Genomic DNA, 18283 nt, shown 5'->3' with positions numbered 1-18283 from the left:
AGCTGCTAACTCCCGCTTGGCGACCAATGCCAGTACGTCTCACCCCACGGGCTTCCTTCGATCGCGGGCATGATTTCGCCCGCTTCGAAATAGCGACGGCTCCCCGCTTTCGCTGGCGTATGCCACCAGCCCGCTTCCGGGCAAGGGCTACCGCCGCGGACATTGAGACGGACGGGCTCACGTTTCACCGGCTGCGGTACGACAGTCGGGGGCTCGGGAATCGGTGCGGCGTCGGGCAGGTCAAAGCGTGCTGCCCACGCGCGCGCGTTCTTCGTATCCGCGCTCGGCAAGTCCGGGATATAGGTATGCAAGGCGTCGGGCCCTGGATCGCGTAGCACGCGCAATACGCTGTTCACGAACACATAGGGTTCGGGTAGACCTTCTTCGGGGGCGCCGAGACGCGGGAAATCCCCGGCGCGGATCAGCAGGCACGAGCCGATGCGTTCGATGTGAATGTCAGGACGATTCAGTGCTTCGCGTATGGCGGCCTCTCCCCCCAGGCGGTCGACGAATAACTCGCCCAGGATCGTGTACCAGTTCACACCCTTGATGAAACCCCAGCGGCCGACTTTTGCGCCGGGATGTAAGCCCGGATAAAACGCCGTCATGTGGTCAACAGACTCGCCTTCGTATGAGACGGGGTCGTATTCTTTGGATTGCAGGTGCGCGGTGCTATCTATTTCCAATCCGCTAAAGCGCTCAGCAAGCGCCCATTCCTGCGGCATGTAACGGTGATAGCTGTAGGCAAGGACCGGAGACAGGCCTCCATAGCCGCCCTGCACCACGAGTTTTCCGCATACGTAACGCAGGAAGTTCTCGTACTGCGCGATACCATCGTTAGTCGCAATCAGGTCCATCGGTACATTGAATTTCAGGTACGACAGGCCGGATTCCTGACCCTTGTACGCCTTCCAACCTTTTGGCGAAACATAGTCCTCGTCTGCTGCGATTCCGGTTAGCGTCTGGATGCTGTATTCCGCAGCTGTGTCCTGGTCGGTAGAACTGGAACGAATCACGCTCACTTCGAGATATGACGGTGTATCGACAATAGCTCGTCGTATCTTCTCCACACCTGCCGGAGTCCGCTTGGTGAACTTGCCCAGGTCGGTGTCTTTGCCTCCTTTGAGATGCTCGCCGAACAACTCGTCGAAGCGATCGAAGCAGTCGAGGATGCCTTGACGCACTTCGGGTTGAGAACCGCGTTCAAAGTACACCGTCCCAATCACGCCCGGTAGCACGCCCATGCGGTTGTCGGCAAGCCGCACGCTCAAATCTTCCTTGTAGCGTGCGAGTGCTTGCGCGGGCGTCAAGATGGTTTTTGAATCACGAAGCGTCATATTCTGTTCTGCGTCTGTTGATCTATCGATCTATCGGAACAATTCAAATTGGAAGATTAGCCGGCCGATGCTACTGCCGTCACGCCGAGTGCCAGCGCCAACCCTGCCAGCGCTTCTGCACCAGCCGTCGCAATGATTGCAATCAGCGCGGCAAGAATCGCGACTAACGCTTCGGCCAATACAATAATGATTGCAACGGCGGCGACCACGACGACAATCACAGCCAATGCTTTCACGATAGTCATGCCTACCTGAGCCCAGTCAATCTGTTTGAGTAGTTCCCACGTCATATCGGTTTGGCGAACGATCTCATCCCAACCGGCCTTGAGCTGCGCAGTTGTGTAGCGATAAAGCTCCTTTCCCTTCTCGTCGACCCATACCCACGCGTCGCTCGCCTTATCCGCAATCCAGCGACCAGCTGTAAATATCCAAGGCGCGTGCTGATGGAGAAATGCGCTAGTTTCGGCGGACACGTAGGAATAGCCACGGTGAATCGCATCCCATACGGGTGCGACGGCTTCGGCGGCTTCTTCGCCGTGCCGTTCAGCCCACGACCACCACTCCTCGTACCAGGCGGGCTCTGGGATCGGCTTAACTGTACGGATGGGCGCTCGCTGCCGTTGCTTTTCATCATCAGTCTTTGGTGCTGGTAGAGGTACCGGGACCGGTACTTTTTTGAGTTCTCCGTTGCAGTCGCTTACGTCAATGACTGTCATGCGGTTTTTATAGTCACCAGCAATCGTTTGATACGCATTCTCTTGACCCGGTCCCCAGTCATCACCGGGAAACTTCACTTCGACCAGCCGCAGCATATTGTCGGCATGGGGTGCGCCATCACGATCGATCGTACCGCGACCGGGCCAACGAGTTGCGGCGTTCTTTACGATAATTACATCTGGACGTCGTAGGAACCCGGGCTTCATGCCAGGTGGGAACGGATTCAGGCTATGACGTCGTCCTGGTCCTTGAGATTTATCGGCGCTCAGGAATGGAATGGGTGCTTCGAGCCCACGCGATATGGAACTCGGCCACATATCGAAGCTCACCTCCGCCTTGTACTGCCAGAAGTAATTCGCGACTTTCTCATCGACGCGAATCGCTGAGGTCATCGCGAGCTGTTTCAGCAATCTGACAATCGTCGAGCCGTCGGGCAAGAGGACGGAAACGATCTTCGGCATCTTTAACGCGTATTCGATTTTCTCTTGCAAGTAACCCTTCGAGAACGGCGGCAACATTGCATACGTCGGTTCTTCGTTGATTATCGTGCAGGTCGAGCCCGCCGGTTGAAGTGTCGATCCCATTCGGTCAAACTCCTTTGGTGCTCAAGCTTCGTCGGCGTCGTCGAGATAATCGGCGCGGATGTCGGGTTGCCCGCCGCCTGCAAACTTCCACGGCTTGACTTCTATCTTGTCTTGTTTGAACGCCCGCAGATTCACATCCTGCGCGCTGGGCGTAAAAACCCGTACCGTTTCGCCGAAGTCGTTCGTGTGGCCGAGCAAGGTACGCCCGGAGGGTAATTTCAGTTCGTAGGCGTGCTGGATCATCGGCGTCCCGTCAGCTTCGTTTTGCAAAACGTACTGCGCCTGATAGGACGGCTGGAATTGCGGTAGCGGATAGGCTTGACTGGCCGGTCCATTGAAACTATGTTGGCTGCCCTTGAAATCGATCTTTCCAGGCGCGTGAATTTCGATGTTGCCGCCCGTCATGCGGATATAGGCACCGCCCGATGTCAGAAGAATTTCCTGTTTCGCGGCCGCCTCGATTTTCTCTGTTGCCGACAGCAGCTTCATCGTCTTCTGCGCCGTCAGTTCGATGTTGTCCGAGTGCGCCTGAACTTCGACCTTGCCCCTGGCCGCGAACAGCTTCATCCCCGCGTTCTGCACGAACAGGCTGAGTTTTCCGGCCACGCTCGCGATCAGCGATTTGCCGGTCGCGATGTGCGTGCCCTGACCGCTTACGAAGTTGATGTGCTCGTCCGCAGATACATGGGCCGATTTCTGCGTGGACAACGCGATGCCCGACGGGCTGGCGAACAGCATGACGGGCTCCCTGAACGCGTTGGCATTGCCTGCTCCACCGCCCGCCGTCCTGCCACCTGACGACGAACCCGCAACATTGTTCCGGGTAGCATCGGTGAACGACTTCAGTGCCGCGTGTCCGTCCCCGAGGCTTTCAGCCTGATGCGTGGTGCTCGCCGCGGACAGCGCTTCCAGCACGCTTTCCGCATTCACCAGTTGCGAGTTCGCCTCGCGCACGTCGAGTTGCTGGCCCGCTGCCGGTTTCGCATGCGTGGAAACATAGAGGCCCTGGCCGGCGCGCACCGCGCCGTAGGCGTCGGACTTCAGGTCAAAACCGCTGCCCAGATACGCGCCGCGTGTGTTGCCGGTCTGCGCGATCAGATAACCCAGATGCAGATGCGCATTCGTGCTGCTGCTATAGAGGTGAACGCGGTTCTGGCCGGTCGCGTCGTCCATCACCATCTGGTTGTAGCCGCTGCCCTGATATTCCTTCGACCTGTAGCCCGACAGCAGACCGTTCGAATGCCAGGGCGGTTGCGTCGCGCCGTTATACACCCGGCCCGTGACGAGCGGCCTGTCGCAGTCGCCGTCCACCCATTCGATCAGCACTTCCTCGCCGATCCTCGGCACATGCACGCCGCCATAGCCGCCGCCCGTATCCGACATCGCGACCCGCAGCCAGCATGACGCCTTCTCGTCGCCATCGTTGAGCCGGTCCCAGTGGAAGCGCACCTTGATGCGGTTGAGTGCGTCGGTGTAAACCTCCTCGTTCGCCGGGCCGACGACGATTGCCGACTGCAGATGCATGTCGGGCTTGTGATGCTCGAACGGGCTGCGGTAGGGCACGGCCTTGCGTTGCGCCTCGATCTCAACGAGGAAGAAGCCTTCGCTGCCATCGGCGTGGGCGACCTTCAACGCACTGGCTGTGCTTTCATGATTCGCCCGGACCATCGCCAGCTCGCCTTTCAGGCTATGCGGGAAATCGGCGGCCTGACTGGCAACCGGCAGGTTGTTTTCAATGAACCATGACGTTCCGATCAGGGCGAACTGCCGGTTCTGCTCACTGTCGGTGGCGTGCCCGGGGTGATCGTCCAGTTCGAACCAGCGGCCCGCATCGGCCTGCCTCACACCGCCTGAACCGAAGAAGCGCTTCGCCCGCGACTCCCATTCCTCCATGCGGATCTTCGACAGGTGATCGCCCCGGTCCCGGCTGCCGTAGGTGTACGCGCCGGTGTATTCGTAGACTTCGGTTTGCTGCGGCAGGTCGCCCTGTGTGGCAAGCGTCGGCACGGTCGTGCCCTTCGGACTGGCCGACGAACCCGGTGCCTTGTAATCGAAGGTGCGCGTCGTGAGCGTGGTGCTCTGAAGCGTTCTTGTGCCCGACCACTGAACCAGTGCATCGGTTTCGCTGTTCGTACCCGCTCGATAGAACCGGACCGACTGCGGTGAGAGCGGCCGGAATGTATCCAGGTTGTCTGTCACGACAAGGGTATGTGACTGGCCATCGCCAGCCTGCTCGAAGCAGCCGAACAGCCCTTCGCTTTCCATCAGGCGATGCACGAAATTCCAGTCGTCCTCGTATTGCATGCAGAACGAACGCGGGGGCAGGGGCCGGTTCAGCGCAAAGCGGAATGCGCCCTGGGCCTGTGGATGCAGGTTGAAGACATCGGTGAGAATTTCATCGACCGGTTTGTCCTGCCAGATCCGCGCGTCCTTGCGAAAGCGCAGGAAGTGCATCCACGAGGCAAAGCCGAGCTGATAACTCGTGAGTCCGTTATCCGAGCCGAGGCGTCGCGCGGTATGCACGTAGCCGTGATGAGGCAGGTAGGATTTGTCGGTCTGCTGGATCCACAGCGTGACGGGCTGCGCAATCAGCGTCTTCAGTTCAATGGCACCGGAAGTGGAAACGACATCGACCGTGAATTCATAATGGCGGCCAATCCGTGAATGGCCGATAACCCGCTGCGGCAGAAGAACATTACCGCCCAGCGGACTATCCAGTTTCAGCAGACGGTCGCTTTGAGCGAGTCCGCCATTTATTGCCCCGATTATGTCCTGCGCTCCCATTGCCGCCTCTTCTTGTTAGCCGACTGATTGACCGCGCTCCGCGCGATTTTACGGAACTTCAGACGAATCGACCAGAACTTGAATGTCAGTCAATGTGAGACGGAATTAATTTCCGAATTTCAGTTATGTGCTTTGAATATCGGTAAAACCTATCGTGGTCTTGGCAACTGACGGCGAGCAAAAGTCGGCCCGATTCGGTTTTATGCCCGCGTTCACGTAGCGCGTCGTGAAGCCGCGACGCGTTGAGAGTCGAGCCTGGCTCTGGAGCGACGATGACAAAAAAGCGCGTAGCCGGAACTGCAAAGTAGAACCTGATTACGCTGGATGCAGCGCCCGCCGACAACGCGGATGGCGTTTGCTCGCCTTTTGCGGCAAATACTCGCATGTGCAGCGCGTCGGTTCTTCGTGACCATGGCCCATTAGGCGTTTGGGCCGCGACGCTTGCCGAGTTCAAGGACAAAAGCTCACGCGCACTGAAAATACGCGTAGTCAAAAAACGGATCGCGTGTACCGGTTCCTACGTACGCCCGTCAGAACCGCATTGAATAATTTCTCGGCGGTGCGCTCTCTAAGCAGCAGCTATTCGATAAAGAAGATGTTATGAAAAATGGACTTCGCATAATGCGACGACTGTGCCCGTTTCGATAATCAGATCGGCGTCTCGAAAGCTTTCGCCTTTCTTTCCTATCAAAGAGACCAGAACCAAGAACAAAAACAAGCGCACGTCATCCAATTATCGTGCGGCACTAAACCATTCGGATAACGGCGCAATACAAAACGCCGCGCCAATAACAAAGAGAGGCGCATCAGCGCCTCTCCTCAATCAAAGCATTCCCGCTCATCCACCCAAACCCTCAACCCAGCGTACGCCCGAACAAACCCACGACCCGCCCAAAACATAACCACCAAAAACGCCTCACTCCCCACCCAAAGGCTGCGAATACGGATTCAAAACCGCCGTATTCCCGCCAGTCTGCGACGACCCCCCACCCGAAGAACCATACCCGGTCACATCCGCTTGAGCCGTGGCATTCTGCGCAGCGATCCTTGCTTCCGCAGCCTGAATATCCGCCGGATAATTCGCATCGACAGCGGCAGCCGGGTTATATCCAGCCTGTTCAATCTGCCGCAATTCCGCCTTCACCTGCGCGCGCGTAAGCGGCTGCGCCTGTGCGAACGAAGCCACCGGCGCAGCGAAAACCACGGCGAGCGTTACAACCTTGATCAGCGATTTCATGATGCTTCCCTCCGAAAACTGTCTGTAAGGCGCCGCAGCACGCGTGCGGCAACCAATGAACAGATTCTAGGAAGCGAAAAACCTAGGGGTAAGCCCTGATCCCGTAATTCAGTCTTGCAGAAAACGATAAGTCGGAATCGTAAGGAACGCACGCCGAAACCCTGAACAAACGAAACGGCTCAAACGCCGCTGCGCATATCGACCCGATACCGAGTCACCTGCCGATACGTATCGCCGGCCTGCACGATCACCGCATCCTGCTCATCAGCCATATTCACCTGATTCGGAAAGCCGCCCGCTTCGAGGCAAAGCCCCGCATGCGGTTGATACGCAATGCCGCCGCGTCCCTTATTGCCATTCAGCGCATTGCCGCTATAAAACTGCAAGCCGCGCTGATCGGTGAACACAGTCAGTTCGCGTCCACTGCCGGGGTCATACGCACAAGCAACCTCGCGTATCCCCGGCGCGCTCGCCTTTCCCAACACATAGCAATGATCGAATCCGCCCGCCCGCGCAAGCTGCGCATGCGGCCAATCCAACCTTGCGCCAATCGGCGCGCTCTGCCGGAAGTCGAACGCATTGCCCGCCACTTCGGCGAGTCTGGTGGGAATCAGCGCCGCGTCGACTTCGAAGAACTGGTCCGCATCGATCGACAACACATGTCCGCGAATATCCGCGCCCGGCCGCCCCGTCAGATTGAAATACGGATGACTCGTCAGATTCAGCGGCGTCGCCGCATCGGTGATCGCTTCGTAGTCGATCGTCAGCGTGCCGTCGTCGTCGAGCGAGTAACGCACTTGCGTCGTCACGTTGCCGGGAAAACCGGCGTCGCCTTCGGGCGACTCCAGGCGCATGATTAGCGCGCCATTGTCCTCGCTCACGTCCCACAGCGCGCGATGAAAACCCTGCGTGCCGCCGTGCAATAGATTCGCGCCTTCATTGCGGTCGAGCGTGTACTCGATGCCGTCGAGCGTGAAGCGCGCATCGGCAATGCGGTTCGCCCATCGGCCGATCAATCCGCCCATGTAGGTGGTGGCCGCCACGTATTCGGCGGGCGTGTCATGGCCGAGCAGAATATCGCCGAGACGTCCCGCGCGATCCGGCGCATGCCACGAAACCAGCGTCGCGCCCAGGTCGCTGATGGCGATTTTCATGCCGTGTGCGTTGCGCAGCGTAAAGAGCCGCACCGGATCGCCGCCGGGCAGCGTGCCCCACGGCTCAGAGGAGAGTTGTTCAATGCTGATCATGTCGTCGGTGGAAAAGAAAGTAAAAAGGCATGCTCAGCCAGGCGCGACCGTTGCATTGGCGCGTTCCTGATACTCACGCGGCGTGCAACCGAGTTCGCGACGAAACACCGCGTACATGTATTGCAGCGACGTGAAGCCGCAACGAATCGCCACCTCCGCGCTCGACGCATCGCGCTTCGCCAACAGCGCTTTCGCGACATCGAGTTTATGACGCAAGATTTCCTGATGCACGGTGCACTGCCGCTCGCGCCGAAAGTACTCTTCTAGCGACGAACGCGACACGCCCACATAATCGGCAACCTGTTCGGTGCGAATGCCCTGGCACGCGTACTGGCGAATGAAATGCCGCGCGCGCATCACATATGGGCTCGCGAGCGGCTGATGCTTGGTCGATTCGAGTACGTTGATGCCGACCGGCGGCACGAGAATGCGCCGCCCCGGAAAACGCGCGCCGCGCAGCATTTGATGCAACAAGTGAGCGGCGGTGCGTCCCATTTCCCCGGTGCCTTGAATCACCGAGGAAAGCGGAATGCGCGTCAACGTGCGCGTCAACGGATCATTGTCGATGCCGATGATCGCCACTTCTTCCGGCACTGGAATACCCGCGATCAAACACGCTTGCAGCAAATGCCGCGCGCGCGCGTCAGTCACGGCGATGATGCCGACCGGCTTCGGCAGTTGGCGCAGCCATGCGGTGAGCTGCTCGGTCGCCTGGTTCCATGACGGCGCGCTGGTCGACAGGCCGCGATAAATCTCGCTGCGGATTTGCTCGTCGCCGTGGCCGTCCGCGTGACGCAAATGCTCGAATGCCAATTCGCGTTGCTGCGCCCAGCGGTTTTCCTGCGCTTGCGGCAGGCTATACAGCGCGAAGTGTTCGAGTCCCGCGCCGATCAAATGCGTGTACGCGAGCGAGACGAGCTTGCTGTTATCGGTGGCGATATAGGGTAAGTCCGGGGGATAGTGTGCCGGGTCTTCAAACGATGAACCCACCGCGACGACCGGCAACGGACAATCGCGCAGCGCTTCGCCCACGGCGGGGTCGTCGAAATCCGCGATGATGCCGTCGCCGTCGAAACGCTCGATGCCCGTCAGCCGGCAGCGAAAGTCTTCTTCGAGAAAGAGATCCCATGCCACGCGCGTGGACAGCAGGTAATTGCCGATGCCGGTAATGATCTCGCGGTCGTAGACCTTGTTCGCGTTGAACAGCAGCGCGATCCGATGGGTCGTCTGTGGTGTTTGCGGACGGGTCATGGCAATGGGCGGCGTGCAAATCGTCGGGACTCGCAACGCCATCGTCTCCTGTTGGGCGCGCCTTGCAGGCCGCGCTGTTTTAAGCGTCCGGTTATTCTAGGCCGCGAATCTCGCGACGGTGCGAAACAAACGCGTGGGCGGTAAGAAACATCAAGCACGCTGCGCAATTTCGCAATTGCCGATGCATCAGGCAAGCGGCAGCATGGCGTCACCTTGTCGACCGGCGCGGCAACGTCGCGCGGTTGCAGTGCAGCATAAAACAGGAGACGCTGATGTCCTACTTCGAACACATTCCCGAGATCCGCTACGAAGGCCCGCAATCGGATAACCCGCTTGCGTACCGCCATTACGACAAGAGCAAACGCGTGCTCGGCAAGACACTCGAAGAACATCTGCGCATCGCCGTGTGCTACTGGCATACGTTCGTGTGGCCCGGCGTCGACATCTTCGGGCAAGGGACGTTTCAGCGCCCCTGGCAGCAAGCCGGCAATGCAATGGAACGCGCGCAACAAAAGGCCGATGCCGCCTTCGAGTTCTTTTCCAAGCTGGGTACGCCGTACTACACCTTCCACGATACCGACGTGGCGCCCGAAGGCGAGAGTCTGAAGGAATACAGCGAGAACTTCGCGCGCATTGCGGACTATCTGGCGCGCAAGCAACAGGATACCGGCATCAAATTGCTGTGGGGCACGGCCAATCTGTTTTCGCATCCGCGTTATGCGGCCGGCGCGGCGACCAGCCCAAATCCTGAGATTTTCGCGTTTGCCGCGACGCAGGTCCGTCATGCGCTCGACGCAACCCAACGGCTGGGCGGCGAGAATTATGTGTTGTGGGGCGGCCGCGAAGGTTACGATACGCTGCTCAATACGGACCTCGTGCGTGAACGCGATCAACTCGCTCGCTTTCTCCATATGGTGGTCGACCATAAGCACAAAATGGGTTTCAAAGGCGCACTGCTGATCGAACCGAAGCCGCAAGAGCCGACCAAGCATCAATACGATTACGACGTCGCGAGCGTGCACGGCTTCCTGCTGCAATACGGGCTGGAGAAAGAGATTCGCGTGAACATCGAGGCGAATCACGCGACGCTCGCCGGGCACTCGTTTCACCACGAGATCGCGACCGCTTACGCGCTCGGCATTTTCGGCAGCGTCGATGCGAACCGGGGTGATCCGCAAAACGGTTGGGACACGGATCAGTTTCCGAATAGCGTGGAGGAACTGACGCTGGCCTTCTACGAGATTCTCAAGCATGGCGGCTTTACCACGGGCGGAATGAATTTCGACTCGAAGGTACGGCGGCAAAGTGTGGATGCGGACGATCTTTTCCACGGCCACGTCGGCGCGATCGATAATCTCGCGCTCGCCGTCGAACGCGCAGCCACGCTGATCGAAAACGACCGTCTCGAACAATTCAAGCGTCAGCGTTACGCGGGCTGGAACTCGGAGCTAGGCCGCAAGATCCTGTCGGGCGACTATTCGCTGTCGACGCTGGCCTCGGATGCGCTACAGCACGATCTGAATCCGCAACACGCAAGTGGCCGTCAGGAGCATCTGGAAAACGTCGTGAATCAGGCGATTTACAGCGGGCGCTAATCAGGCGCACGCAAAGAGGCAAAGCCCGCGAAAACAGCGGGCGTGAATAAAAATCGCGCGGCCACGTCGACCGCGCGAAATAGAAGCTTTGGGTTGTCGCTTGTCCGGTCTTGCGGCTCGCAGCGCAGGCCGTCCAATCCGGTATTCCGGCTATCAGAAGAAGGAGAGAGACATGAAATTCGCAATGCGTCGTACCGTACTGAGTTCGCTCGTATGTGGAGCGGTGCTCGCCAGCCTGTCGCTTGTCGCGCCGCTCGCGCACGCAAGCAAGGATCATCCCGAGATTGGTTTCTGTATCGACGATCTGCGCGTTGAGCGCTGGTCGCGCGATCGCGACTATTTCGTCGCGGCAGCGGAAAAGCTCGGTGCGAAAGTCTCGGTGCAATCCGCCGATGCGAGCGAGGCGCGACAAATCTCGCAGATCGAAAACCTGATTTCGCGCGGCGTGGATGTGATCGTCATCGTGCCGTTCAATTCGAAAACGCTCGGCAATGTGGTCGCCGAAGCGAAGAAAGCGGGCATCAAGGTTGTCTCGTATGACCGGCTGATTCTCGATGCCGATGTGGACGGCTATATCTCGTTCGACAACGAGAAGGTCGGCGAACTGCAAGCACAAGGCGTCTACAACGCGCAGCCGAAGGGCAACTACTTCCTGCTAGGCGGCGCGCCCACCGACAACAACGCGAAGATGCTGCGCGAAGGCCAGCTCAAGGTACTGAAGCCCGCAATCGACAAGGGCGATATCAAGGTCGTCGGTCAGCAGTGGGTGCCGGAGTGGAGCGCGTCGACGGCGCTGCGCATCGTCGAGGATGCGTTGACCGCGAACAACAACAAGATCGACGCAATCGTCGCCTCGAACGACGGCACCGCAGGCGGCGCGATTCAGGCGCTCGCCGCTCAACACATGGCGGGCAAGGTGCCGGTTTCTGGTCAGGACGCGGACCTCGCCGCGGTGAAGCGCGTGATCGCCGGCACGCAAACCATGACCGTCTACAAGCCGCTGAAACTGATCGCGGGCGAAGCGGCGAAACTTTCCGTTGCGCTCGCGAAGGGCCAGAAGCCTGCCTATAACGCGCAGTATGACAACGGCAAGAAGAAGGTCGATACGGTTCTTCTGCAACCCACGTTGCTTACCAGGAGCAATGTCGATGTGGTCGTCAAGGACGGCTTCTACACCCAGGCCCAGCTCGCGAGCCAATGAGCGTAACGAGTGCGCGGTTTGCGCCGATGGGCAGGATGCGCATCGGCGCAGCCGCGCGCCTTGCAGCGAGGCATAGCGAATGACGCAACCATTGCTGACGATGCGCGGCATCGTCAAGGCGTTTTCCGGCGTGAAGGCGCTCGACGGCATCGACCTGACGGTCTCTCCAGGCGAGTGCGTCGGCTTATGCGGCGAGAACGGCGCGGGCAAATCGACGCTGATGAAAGTGCTGTCCGGTGTCTATCCGCACGGCACGTGGGACGGCGAAATCATCTGGGAAGGCGAGCCGCTGAAGGCCGCGAACGTGCGCGACACCGAACGCGCCGGCATCATCATCATTCACCAGGAGTTGATGCTGGTGCCCGAGCTATCCGTTGCCGAGAACATCTTTCTCGGCAACGAAATCACGCTGCCCGGCGGCCGGATGAATTACGCCGCGATGTACCAGCGCGCCGATGAATTGCTGCGCGAACTCGGCATTAGCGGAATCAATGCCGCGCAGCCGGTAATGAACTATGGCGGCGGCCATCAGCAGTTGATCGAAATCGCGAAGGCGCTGAACAAGCGCGCGAAGCTGTTGATTCTGGATGAACCGTCGTCGTCGCTGACTTCATCGGAAATACGCATTCTGCTGGACATCGTGCGCGATCTGAAACGACGCGGCGTTGCCTGCGTGTACATCTCGCACAAGCTCGACGAAGTGGCGGCGGTGTGCGACACGATCAGCGTGATTCGCGATGGCCGACACGTCGCGACCGAACCGATGCGCGCGCTCACCACCGACCGCATCATCTCCCTGATGGTGGGCCGTGAAATCAAGAACCTCTTTCCGCGCGAGCCGCATCCGATCGGCGACGTGATTTTCGAAGCGCGCCACGTCACCTGTTTCGACGTCACCAATCCGCGCCGCAAGCGGGTGAACGACGTGTCGTTTTCGCTGCGGCAGGGCGAGATTCTCGGCGTTGCCGGTTTGGTGGGCGCGGGGCGCACGGAGTTGATGCAGGCGATTTTCGGCGCGTATACCGGCGTGAGCGAAGCGACAGTGGTGATGAACGGCAAGCCGTTGAAGATTCGCGCGCCCGTCGATGCGATTCGCGCGGGCATTGGCATGGTGCCCGAAGATCGCAAACGTCATGGCATCGTGCCAGGCTTGAGCGTGGGTCACAACATCACGCTCGCGGTGTTGCAACGCTTCGCATCCGGCGGCCGGATCGACTCCGCCGCGGAACTCGACACGATTCACACGGAGATGAAGCGGCTTTCGGTACGCGCCGCGCATCCGATGCTCTCCATTGCGAGCTTGTCGGGCGGCAATCAGCAGAAGGCCGTGCTGACGCGCATGTTGCTCACCGACCCGAAGGTGCTGATTCTCGACGAGCCGACGCGCGGTGTCGACGTCGGCGCGAAGTTCGAAATCTACAAACTGATTTTTCAACTGGCGCAGCGCGGCATGTCGATCGTGATGGTGTCCTCCGAATTGCCCGAAGTACTCGGCATTAGCGACCGCGTATTGGTGATCGGCGAGGGCGAGTTGCGAGGCGACTTCGTCAACGACGGTCTGACGCAAGAGGACATTCTCAGCGCCGCGATCCGTCCCGTGCAGCGATCCCCGAACCCAACCGCAGCGAGTGCCGCATGACGCCCGACGTTACTTCCCAACGCGCCGACGACTCAGCGCCGCGAGGCGCTTTCGGCGGTCCCCAGCGTATTCAGCAATTGTTCTCGCGCTACAAGATTCTCGCGTTGCTGATCGCCGTGGCCGCGATCTGGATTTTCTTTTCGTTGCTCACGCACGGCGCATTTGTCACGCCGCGCAATCTGTCGAATCTGCTGCGGCAGATGTCGATTACCGGCATGCTCGCGTGCGGCATGGTGTTCGTGATCATCGCCGGCGAAATCGATCTGTCGGTCGGCTCGCTGCTCGGTTTGCTCGGCGGCGTGGCGGCGATACTCGACGTGAACCGGCATTGGCCGATCGGCGTCACCTTGCCGGTGGTGATGTTGCTCGGCGTGCTTGTCGGCATGTTCAATGGATGGTGGTCGACCTACCTGCGCGTGCCTTCGTTCATTGTCGGGCTGGGCGGCATGCTCGCGTATCGCGGCATTCTGCTGGGCGTCACGGGCGGTTCGACGATCGCGCCGGTCTCCGATAGTTTTGTTTTTGTCGGCCAGGGGTATTTACCCAGGCTTGCGGGCGATACGCTCGCCGTGGTGCTGTTTCTGCTGTTGGCGTTTCTGACGGTGCGGCAGCGGCGCAACCGCGAGCGCTATCAACTGACCGTCGTGCCGGTTTGGCAGGATGTCGTGAAGGTGGTCGGCGCGGGCGTGATTCTGGCCGGCTTCGTCGCCACGCTCGACCGTTACGGCGGCATTCCGGTGCCGGTTCTGCTGCTGCTTGCGCTGCTCGGCATCTTCACGTGGATCGCCACGCAGACGGTATTCGGGCGGCGCATCTATGCCGTGGGCTCCAATCTCGAAGCGACGCGTCTCTCAGGCGTGAACACCAATCGCGTGAAGCTCGCGATCTTCGCGCTGATGGGGCTGATGTGCGCATTCGGCGGCATCGTGAATACGGCGCGCCTCGCCGCGGGTTCGCCGTCGGCGGGCTCGATGGGCGAACTCGATGCAATCGCCGCGTGCTTTATCGGCGGAACGTCGATGCGCGGCGGCTCCGGCACGGTCTACGGCGCATTGATCGGGGCGCTGGTGATGGCGAGCCTGGATAACGGCATGTCGATGCTCGACGTCGACGCCTATTGGCAGATGATCGTGAAGGGCAGCATTCTCGTGCTGGCCGTGTGGATCGATGTGGTGTCGGGGTCGAACCGGCGCTGAGGTGTTGGGGGTGCGTCAGGCGAGTGCCGACGCACCGTGCGGTGCATCGGCTGAAGTGCTTGCGGTGCCGCGCGGAAATCGCGGCTCAGCGAGCATGCGCGAGAACCGCGGTACCGCCCTTGCTGCGTCGCACTGATGCCTTTGCGGTCGGCTTCTTCGTTGCCGCAGGTTTTTTTGCAGGTGCTGCGGGCTGCTTGGGCGTGGTCGACTTGAGGTTCGCATTTGCAGCACGCCGTTTCACTGGCGCATCCGACACGCGCATCTCCACACGCATGTTTGCCGCTACCGCCATATTGACCAATGCATCGAGCGCGAACAGATTGATCTTGCCGCGCATAAGATCGGACACGCGTGGTTGCGTGACGCCGAAATGCCTGGCGGCCTCTGCCTGGCTCATGCCGGTGCGGGTGATATGGTCTTTGAGCGCCATCATCAACACCGACCGAAGTTTCATGTTCTCCGCCTGTTCCGGCGTATCTTCGATGGCATCCCAGACGCTCAGAAATTTTTGATTGCTCATGGCTTGACCTCTTTCAATTCGCGATAGCGCTTGGTGGCAAGATCCAGATCGGCTTTGCTGGTTTTCGGGGTCTTCTTCTGGAAGCAATGAAGCACGTAAACCGCATCGGCTAACTTGGCCAGGTAAATGATCCGGAATGCCCCATTTGCGTCCCGAATCCGTATTTCCCGTACCCCTTGGCCTATCGTGTTCATTGGCTTCCAGTCGTCCGGGTCGCGGCCACGCTGGACTTGATCGAGTTGATAGCCGGCGTCACGCCGCGCCGAGAGCGGAAACTCGCGCAAGTCGTCTAATGAACTACCGCAGAACGTTAGTGGCTTTGCATCGATCATACGTGAAATTATATAAAAGTTTGTATGTTGCGGCAATCGATCGAAACGACGTCGTAAGAGGTTTCATGTAAACGATCCACCTGCCATTCCGCAAAATCGGCCTCACTTCACTGCCCTGACTGCTCACCCCCGCTGCACTGCAGCGTGCCGCCGCCCCGCGAATAACGTTTAATGAACTGACAGACGGGCTTGAGCGCAGCGCACACGCACCCACCATCGCGCTCGCTGCAAAACGCGCCTTTCAGTCCACCCCCCACTTTCCCGTCTTATTGCTGTCCAGAAGAACAAACCCCGAGGCGCCGCCAGCGCCTTTCGCCGCTTCCCAGCCACCGCCAGGCCGACGACCATGCCATGTTAAAGCGCAGAACCTTCCTGCTCGGCGGCGCCGGCGCTGTCGGCGCGTTGCTGGTCGGCTGGTCGGTGCTGCCGCCGGGCCAGCGTCTGACCACCGCCGCGCCGCTGCGCGTACAAGGCTCGCAGGTGGCGCTCAACGGCTGGGTCAAGATCGCCGCCGACAACAGCGTGACGATCATGATGTGCAAGGCGGAAATGGGGCAGGGCATCCACACCGGCCTCGCGATGCTGCTGGCCGAGGAACTGGATGCCGACTGGTCGCAGGTGCGGGTCGAGGACTCGCCGATCGACAAGATCTACAACAGCCTGCAAACCGTCGTCGACGACTTGCCGTTCCGTCCCGACGACGACAGCGCCGTGAAGCGCGCCACGGTCTGGATCACCCGCAAACTGGTGCGCGAGGCCGGCACGATGATGACGGGCGGTTCATCGAGCATCAACGATCTATGGCTGCCGATGCGCGAAGCGGGCGCGTCGGCGCGCGCGATGCTGATCGGCGCGGCCGCCGCGCAATGGAAAGTGCCGCCCGGCGAATGCCGTACCGAAAGCGGTCAGGTGCTGCACCCGTCGGGGCGTAAGGCGAGTTTTGGCGAATTGTCCGCGCTGGCCGCGCAGCAGCCGCTGCCGCGCAAGATTGCGCTGAAGGACCCGGGAGAATTCAAACTCATCGGCAAACCGGTGCGCCGCGTCGAAGCCGCGTCGAAAATCAACGGCACGGCGCGCTTCGGTATCGACGCATTGCCGGACGGCCTGTTGTACGCCAGCGTCACGATGTGTCCCACGCTCGGCGGCAGGGTGGCGAATTTCGACGCCACGTCCGCCGCGAACATGCCGGGCTTCATCAAGGGGTTCGCGGTCGCGCCGTACAACGGCGGCAGCGGCGCGGTCGCGGTGATCGCCGACAACCCGTTCCGCGCAATGAACGCGGTCAAGGCGATCAAGGTGGATTGGCATGAGGGCGCGGCGTCCAAGGTGTCGAGCGCGAGCGTGAACAGCCGGCTCGCGCAAGCATTGGACGACAGCGACGGCCACGCCTACTACCATCGCGGCGACGTGGATGCCGCCTTGCACGGCGCGGCGCGAACCCTCACCGCCGAGTATCGCGCGCCGTATCTCGCGCATGGCGCGGTCGAACCGGTCAATTGCACGGTGCAGGTCACGGACGGCGCGGCCACCGTCTGGGTCTCCACGCAAGTGCCCGCGCTCGCGCGCCAGCACGTCGCCAAGGTGCTGGACCTCGACGCCGACAAGGTCGACATGCACACGCTGCTGCTCGGCGGCGCGTTCGGCCGGCGGCTGGAGCTCGACTTCGTCGCGCAGGCCGCGGCGATCGCGCGCGAGGGCGGCGGCCGTCCGGTGCAAACGCTCTGGTCGCGGGCGCAGGACTTCACGCACGATTTCTATCGTCCGGCGTGCGTGTCGCGGCTCAAAGCCGGTCTCGACAAGGACGGCAAACTGGTCGCCTGGCAGAGCACGTCGGCGAGTCAGGCGATCGTGCCGGAATCGCTCGCGCGCTACTACGGCGTGCCGCGCATTCCCATCGACAAAACCACCAGCGAAGGCGCGTTCGACCAGCCCTACGAATGGCCGGCCGCGCGCGTGGCGCACAAGATCGTCGAGTTGCCGGTGCCGGTCGGGTTCTGGCGCTCGGTCGGCCATTCGCATCAGGCTTTCTTCACCGAGAGTTTCACCGACGAGCTCGCCGTCGCCACGGGCCAGGACCCGATCGCGTTTCGCGCCGCGCTGCTCGCGCGGCATCCGCGGCATCTGGCGGTGCTAAAGCGCGTCGCGGCGTTGTCGGAGTGGGGGCATCCGTTGACGCATGCCGCTGACGGCGCGCCTCGCGCGCGCGGCGTCGCGTTGCATGAGGCGTTCGGCAGCGTGGTCGCGCAGGTGGCGGAGGTGTCGCTCGGGCCGAACCAGCAGATTCGCGTGCATCGGGTGGTCTGCGTGATCGATTGCGGCTTGCCGGTCAACCCGAACCTGATCCGTCAGCAGATGGAGAGCGGCATCGTGTTCGGCCTGTCGAGCGCGTTGCAGAACGAGATCACCATCGAGGAAGGCAAGGTGAAGCAGGAGAACTTCGTGGATTTCCCGGTTGTGCGGATGAGCGATTGCCCGGTGATCGAAACCGACATCATGCCGAGCCAACTACATCCGCAAGGCGTCGGTGAACCGGGCGTGCCGCCCATCGCGCCGGCGGTGGCCAACGCGGTATTCGCGCTGACCGGCAAGCGCTTGCGCGCGTTGCCGCTCAAGCTCGCGTGAGATTCGCGTGAAGCCCATCGG

Annotated in this window: 12 protein-coding genes and 1 pseudogene; 5 read left to right on the top strand and 8 right to left on the bottom strand. The window is 60.6% G+C overall.

Features of this window, described 5'->3' with window-relative positions:
- Positions 1-5 precede the first annotated feature (5 nt).
- The 6 genes from ACTJLC_RS13645 to ACTJLC_RS13620 form a co-directional block, all read right to left on the bottom strand.
- Entirely contained in the window at positions 6-1337 is a 1332-nt protein-coding gene (locus ACTJLC_RS13645) for a type VI immunity family protein (RefSeq protein ID WP_310131002.1), read from the bottom strand.
- A 56-nt stretch (positions 1338-1393) separates the two neighbouring features.
- Complete coding sequence (locus ACTJLC_RS13640; protein ID WP_083081678.1) at positions 1394-2638, bottom strand: VRR-NUC domain-containing protein; 1245 nt, start codon at positions 2636-2638, stop codon at positions 1394-1396.
- Positions 2639-2659: 21 nt separating this feature from the next.
- Complete coding sequence (locus ACTJLC_RS13635; protein ID WP_310131006.1) at positions 2660-5422, bottom strand: type VI secretion system Vgr family protein; 2763 nt, start codon at positions 5420-5422, stop codon at positions 2660-2662.
- A 916-nt stretch (positions 5423-6338) separates the two neighbouring features.
- Positions 6339-6659, bottom strand: a complete 321-nt coding sequence (locus tag ACTJLC_RS13630; RefSeq protein ID WP_310131009.1) for a DUF4148 domain-containing protein — start codon at positions 6657-6659, stop codon at positions 6339-6341.
- Positions 6660-6838: 179 nt separating this feature from the next.
- Entirely contained in the window at positions 6839-7906 is a 1068-nt protein-coding gene (locus tag ACTJLC_RS13625) for an aldose epimerase family protein (protein ID WP_440844229.1), read from the bottom strand.
- Positions 7907-7939: 33 nt separating this feature from the next.
- Positions 7940-9157, bottom strand: coding sequence for a XylR family transcriptional regulator (locus ACTJLC_RS13620; RefSeq protein WP_310131070.1), 1218 nt, complete (start codon positions 9155-9157; stop codon positions 7940-7942).
- A 272-nt stretch (positions 9158-9429) separates the two neighbouring features.
- On the opposite strand from ACTJLC_RS13620, the gene xylA reads away from it, so the two are divergent.
- The 4 genes from xylA to ACTJLC_RS13600 all read left to right on the top strand — a co-directional run bounded on the left by xylA (position 9430) and on the right by ACTJLC_RS13600 (position 14788).
- The gene (gene xylA, locus ACTJLC_RS13615) at positions 9430-10752 is read left to right on the top strand and encodes a xylose isomerase (protein ID WP_310131014.1); all 1323 of its coding nucleotides are present in this window, start codon (positions 9430-9432) and stop codon (positions 10750-10752) included.
- Positions 10753-10924: 172 nt separating this feature from the next.
- Positions 10925-11953, top strand: coding sequence for a D-xylose ABC transporter substrate-binding protein (gene xylF, locus ACTJLC_RS13610; protein ID WP_310131016.1), 1029 nt, complete (start codon positions 10925-10927; stop codon positions 11951-11953).
- Between the two features lie 79 nt (positions 11954-12032).
- Positions 12033-13592, top strand: coding sequence for a D-xylose ABC transporter ATP-binding protein (xylG, locus tag ACTJLC_RS13605; protein WP_310131018.1), 1560 nt, complete (start codon positions 12033-12035; stop codon positions 13590-13592).
- Complete coding sequence (locus ACTJLC_RS13600; RefSeq protein WP_073432030.1) at positions 13589-14788, top strand: sugar ABC transporter permease; 1200 nt, start codon at positions 13589-13591, stop codon at positions 14786-14788. The genes xylG and ACTJLC_RS13600 overlap by 4 nt, the downstream gene beginning before the upstream one ends.
- 244 nt (positions 14789-15032) lie before the next feature.
- Here the strand turns inward: ACTJLC_RS13600 and ACTJLC_RS13595 are convergent.
- Together ACTJLC_RS13595 and ACTJLC_RS13590 are read right to left on the bottom strand one after the other, a co-directional pair.
- Positions 15033-15308: pseudogene (locus ACTJLC_RS13595) on the bottom strand (helix-turn-helix domain-containing protein); the annotation flags it as partial.
- Complete coding sequence (locus ACTJLC_RS13590; protein WP_073432031.1) at positions 15305-15640, bottom strand: type II toxin-antitoxin system RelE/ParE family toxin; 336 nt, start codon at positions 15638-15640, stop codon at positions 15305-15307. The gene ACTJLC_RS13590 and the pseudogene ACTJLC_RS13595, both read right to left, overlap by 4 nt.
- Before the next feature lie 351 nt (positions 15641-15991).
- On the opposite strand from ACTJLC_RS13590, the gene ACTJLC_RS13585 reads away from it, so the two are divergent.
- Entirely contained in the window at positions 15992-18262 is a 2271-nt protein-coding gene (locus tag ACTJLC_RS13585) for a xanthine dehydrogenase family protein molybdopterin-binding subunit (protein ID WP_310127248.1), read from the top strand.
- Positions 18263-18283: the final 21 nt, after the last annotated feature.

Source organism: Paraburkholderia sp. 22099 (assembly GCF_052045835.1).
GTDB lineage: Bacteria > Pseudomonadota > Gammaproteobacteria > Burkholderiales > Burkholderiaceae > Paraburkholderia > Paraburkholderia terricola.
This window is presented reverse-complemented; position numbering and strand designations above follow the sequence as displayed.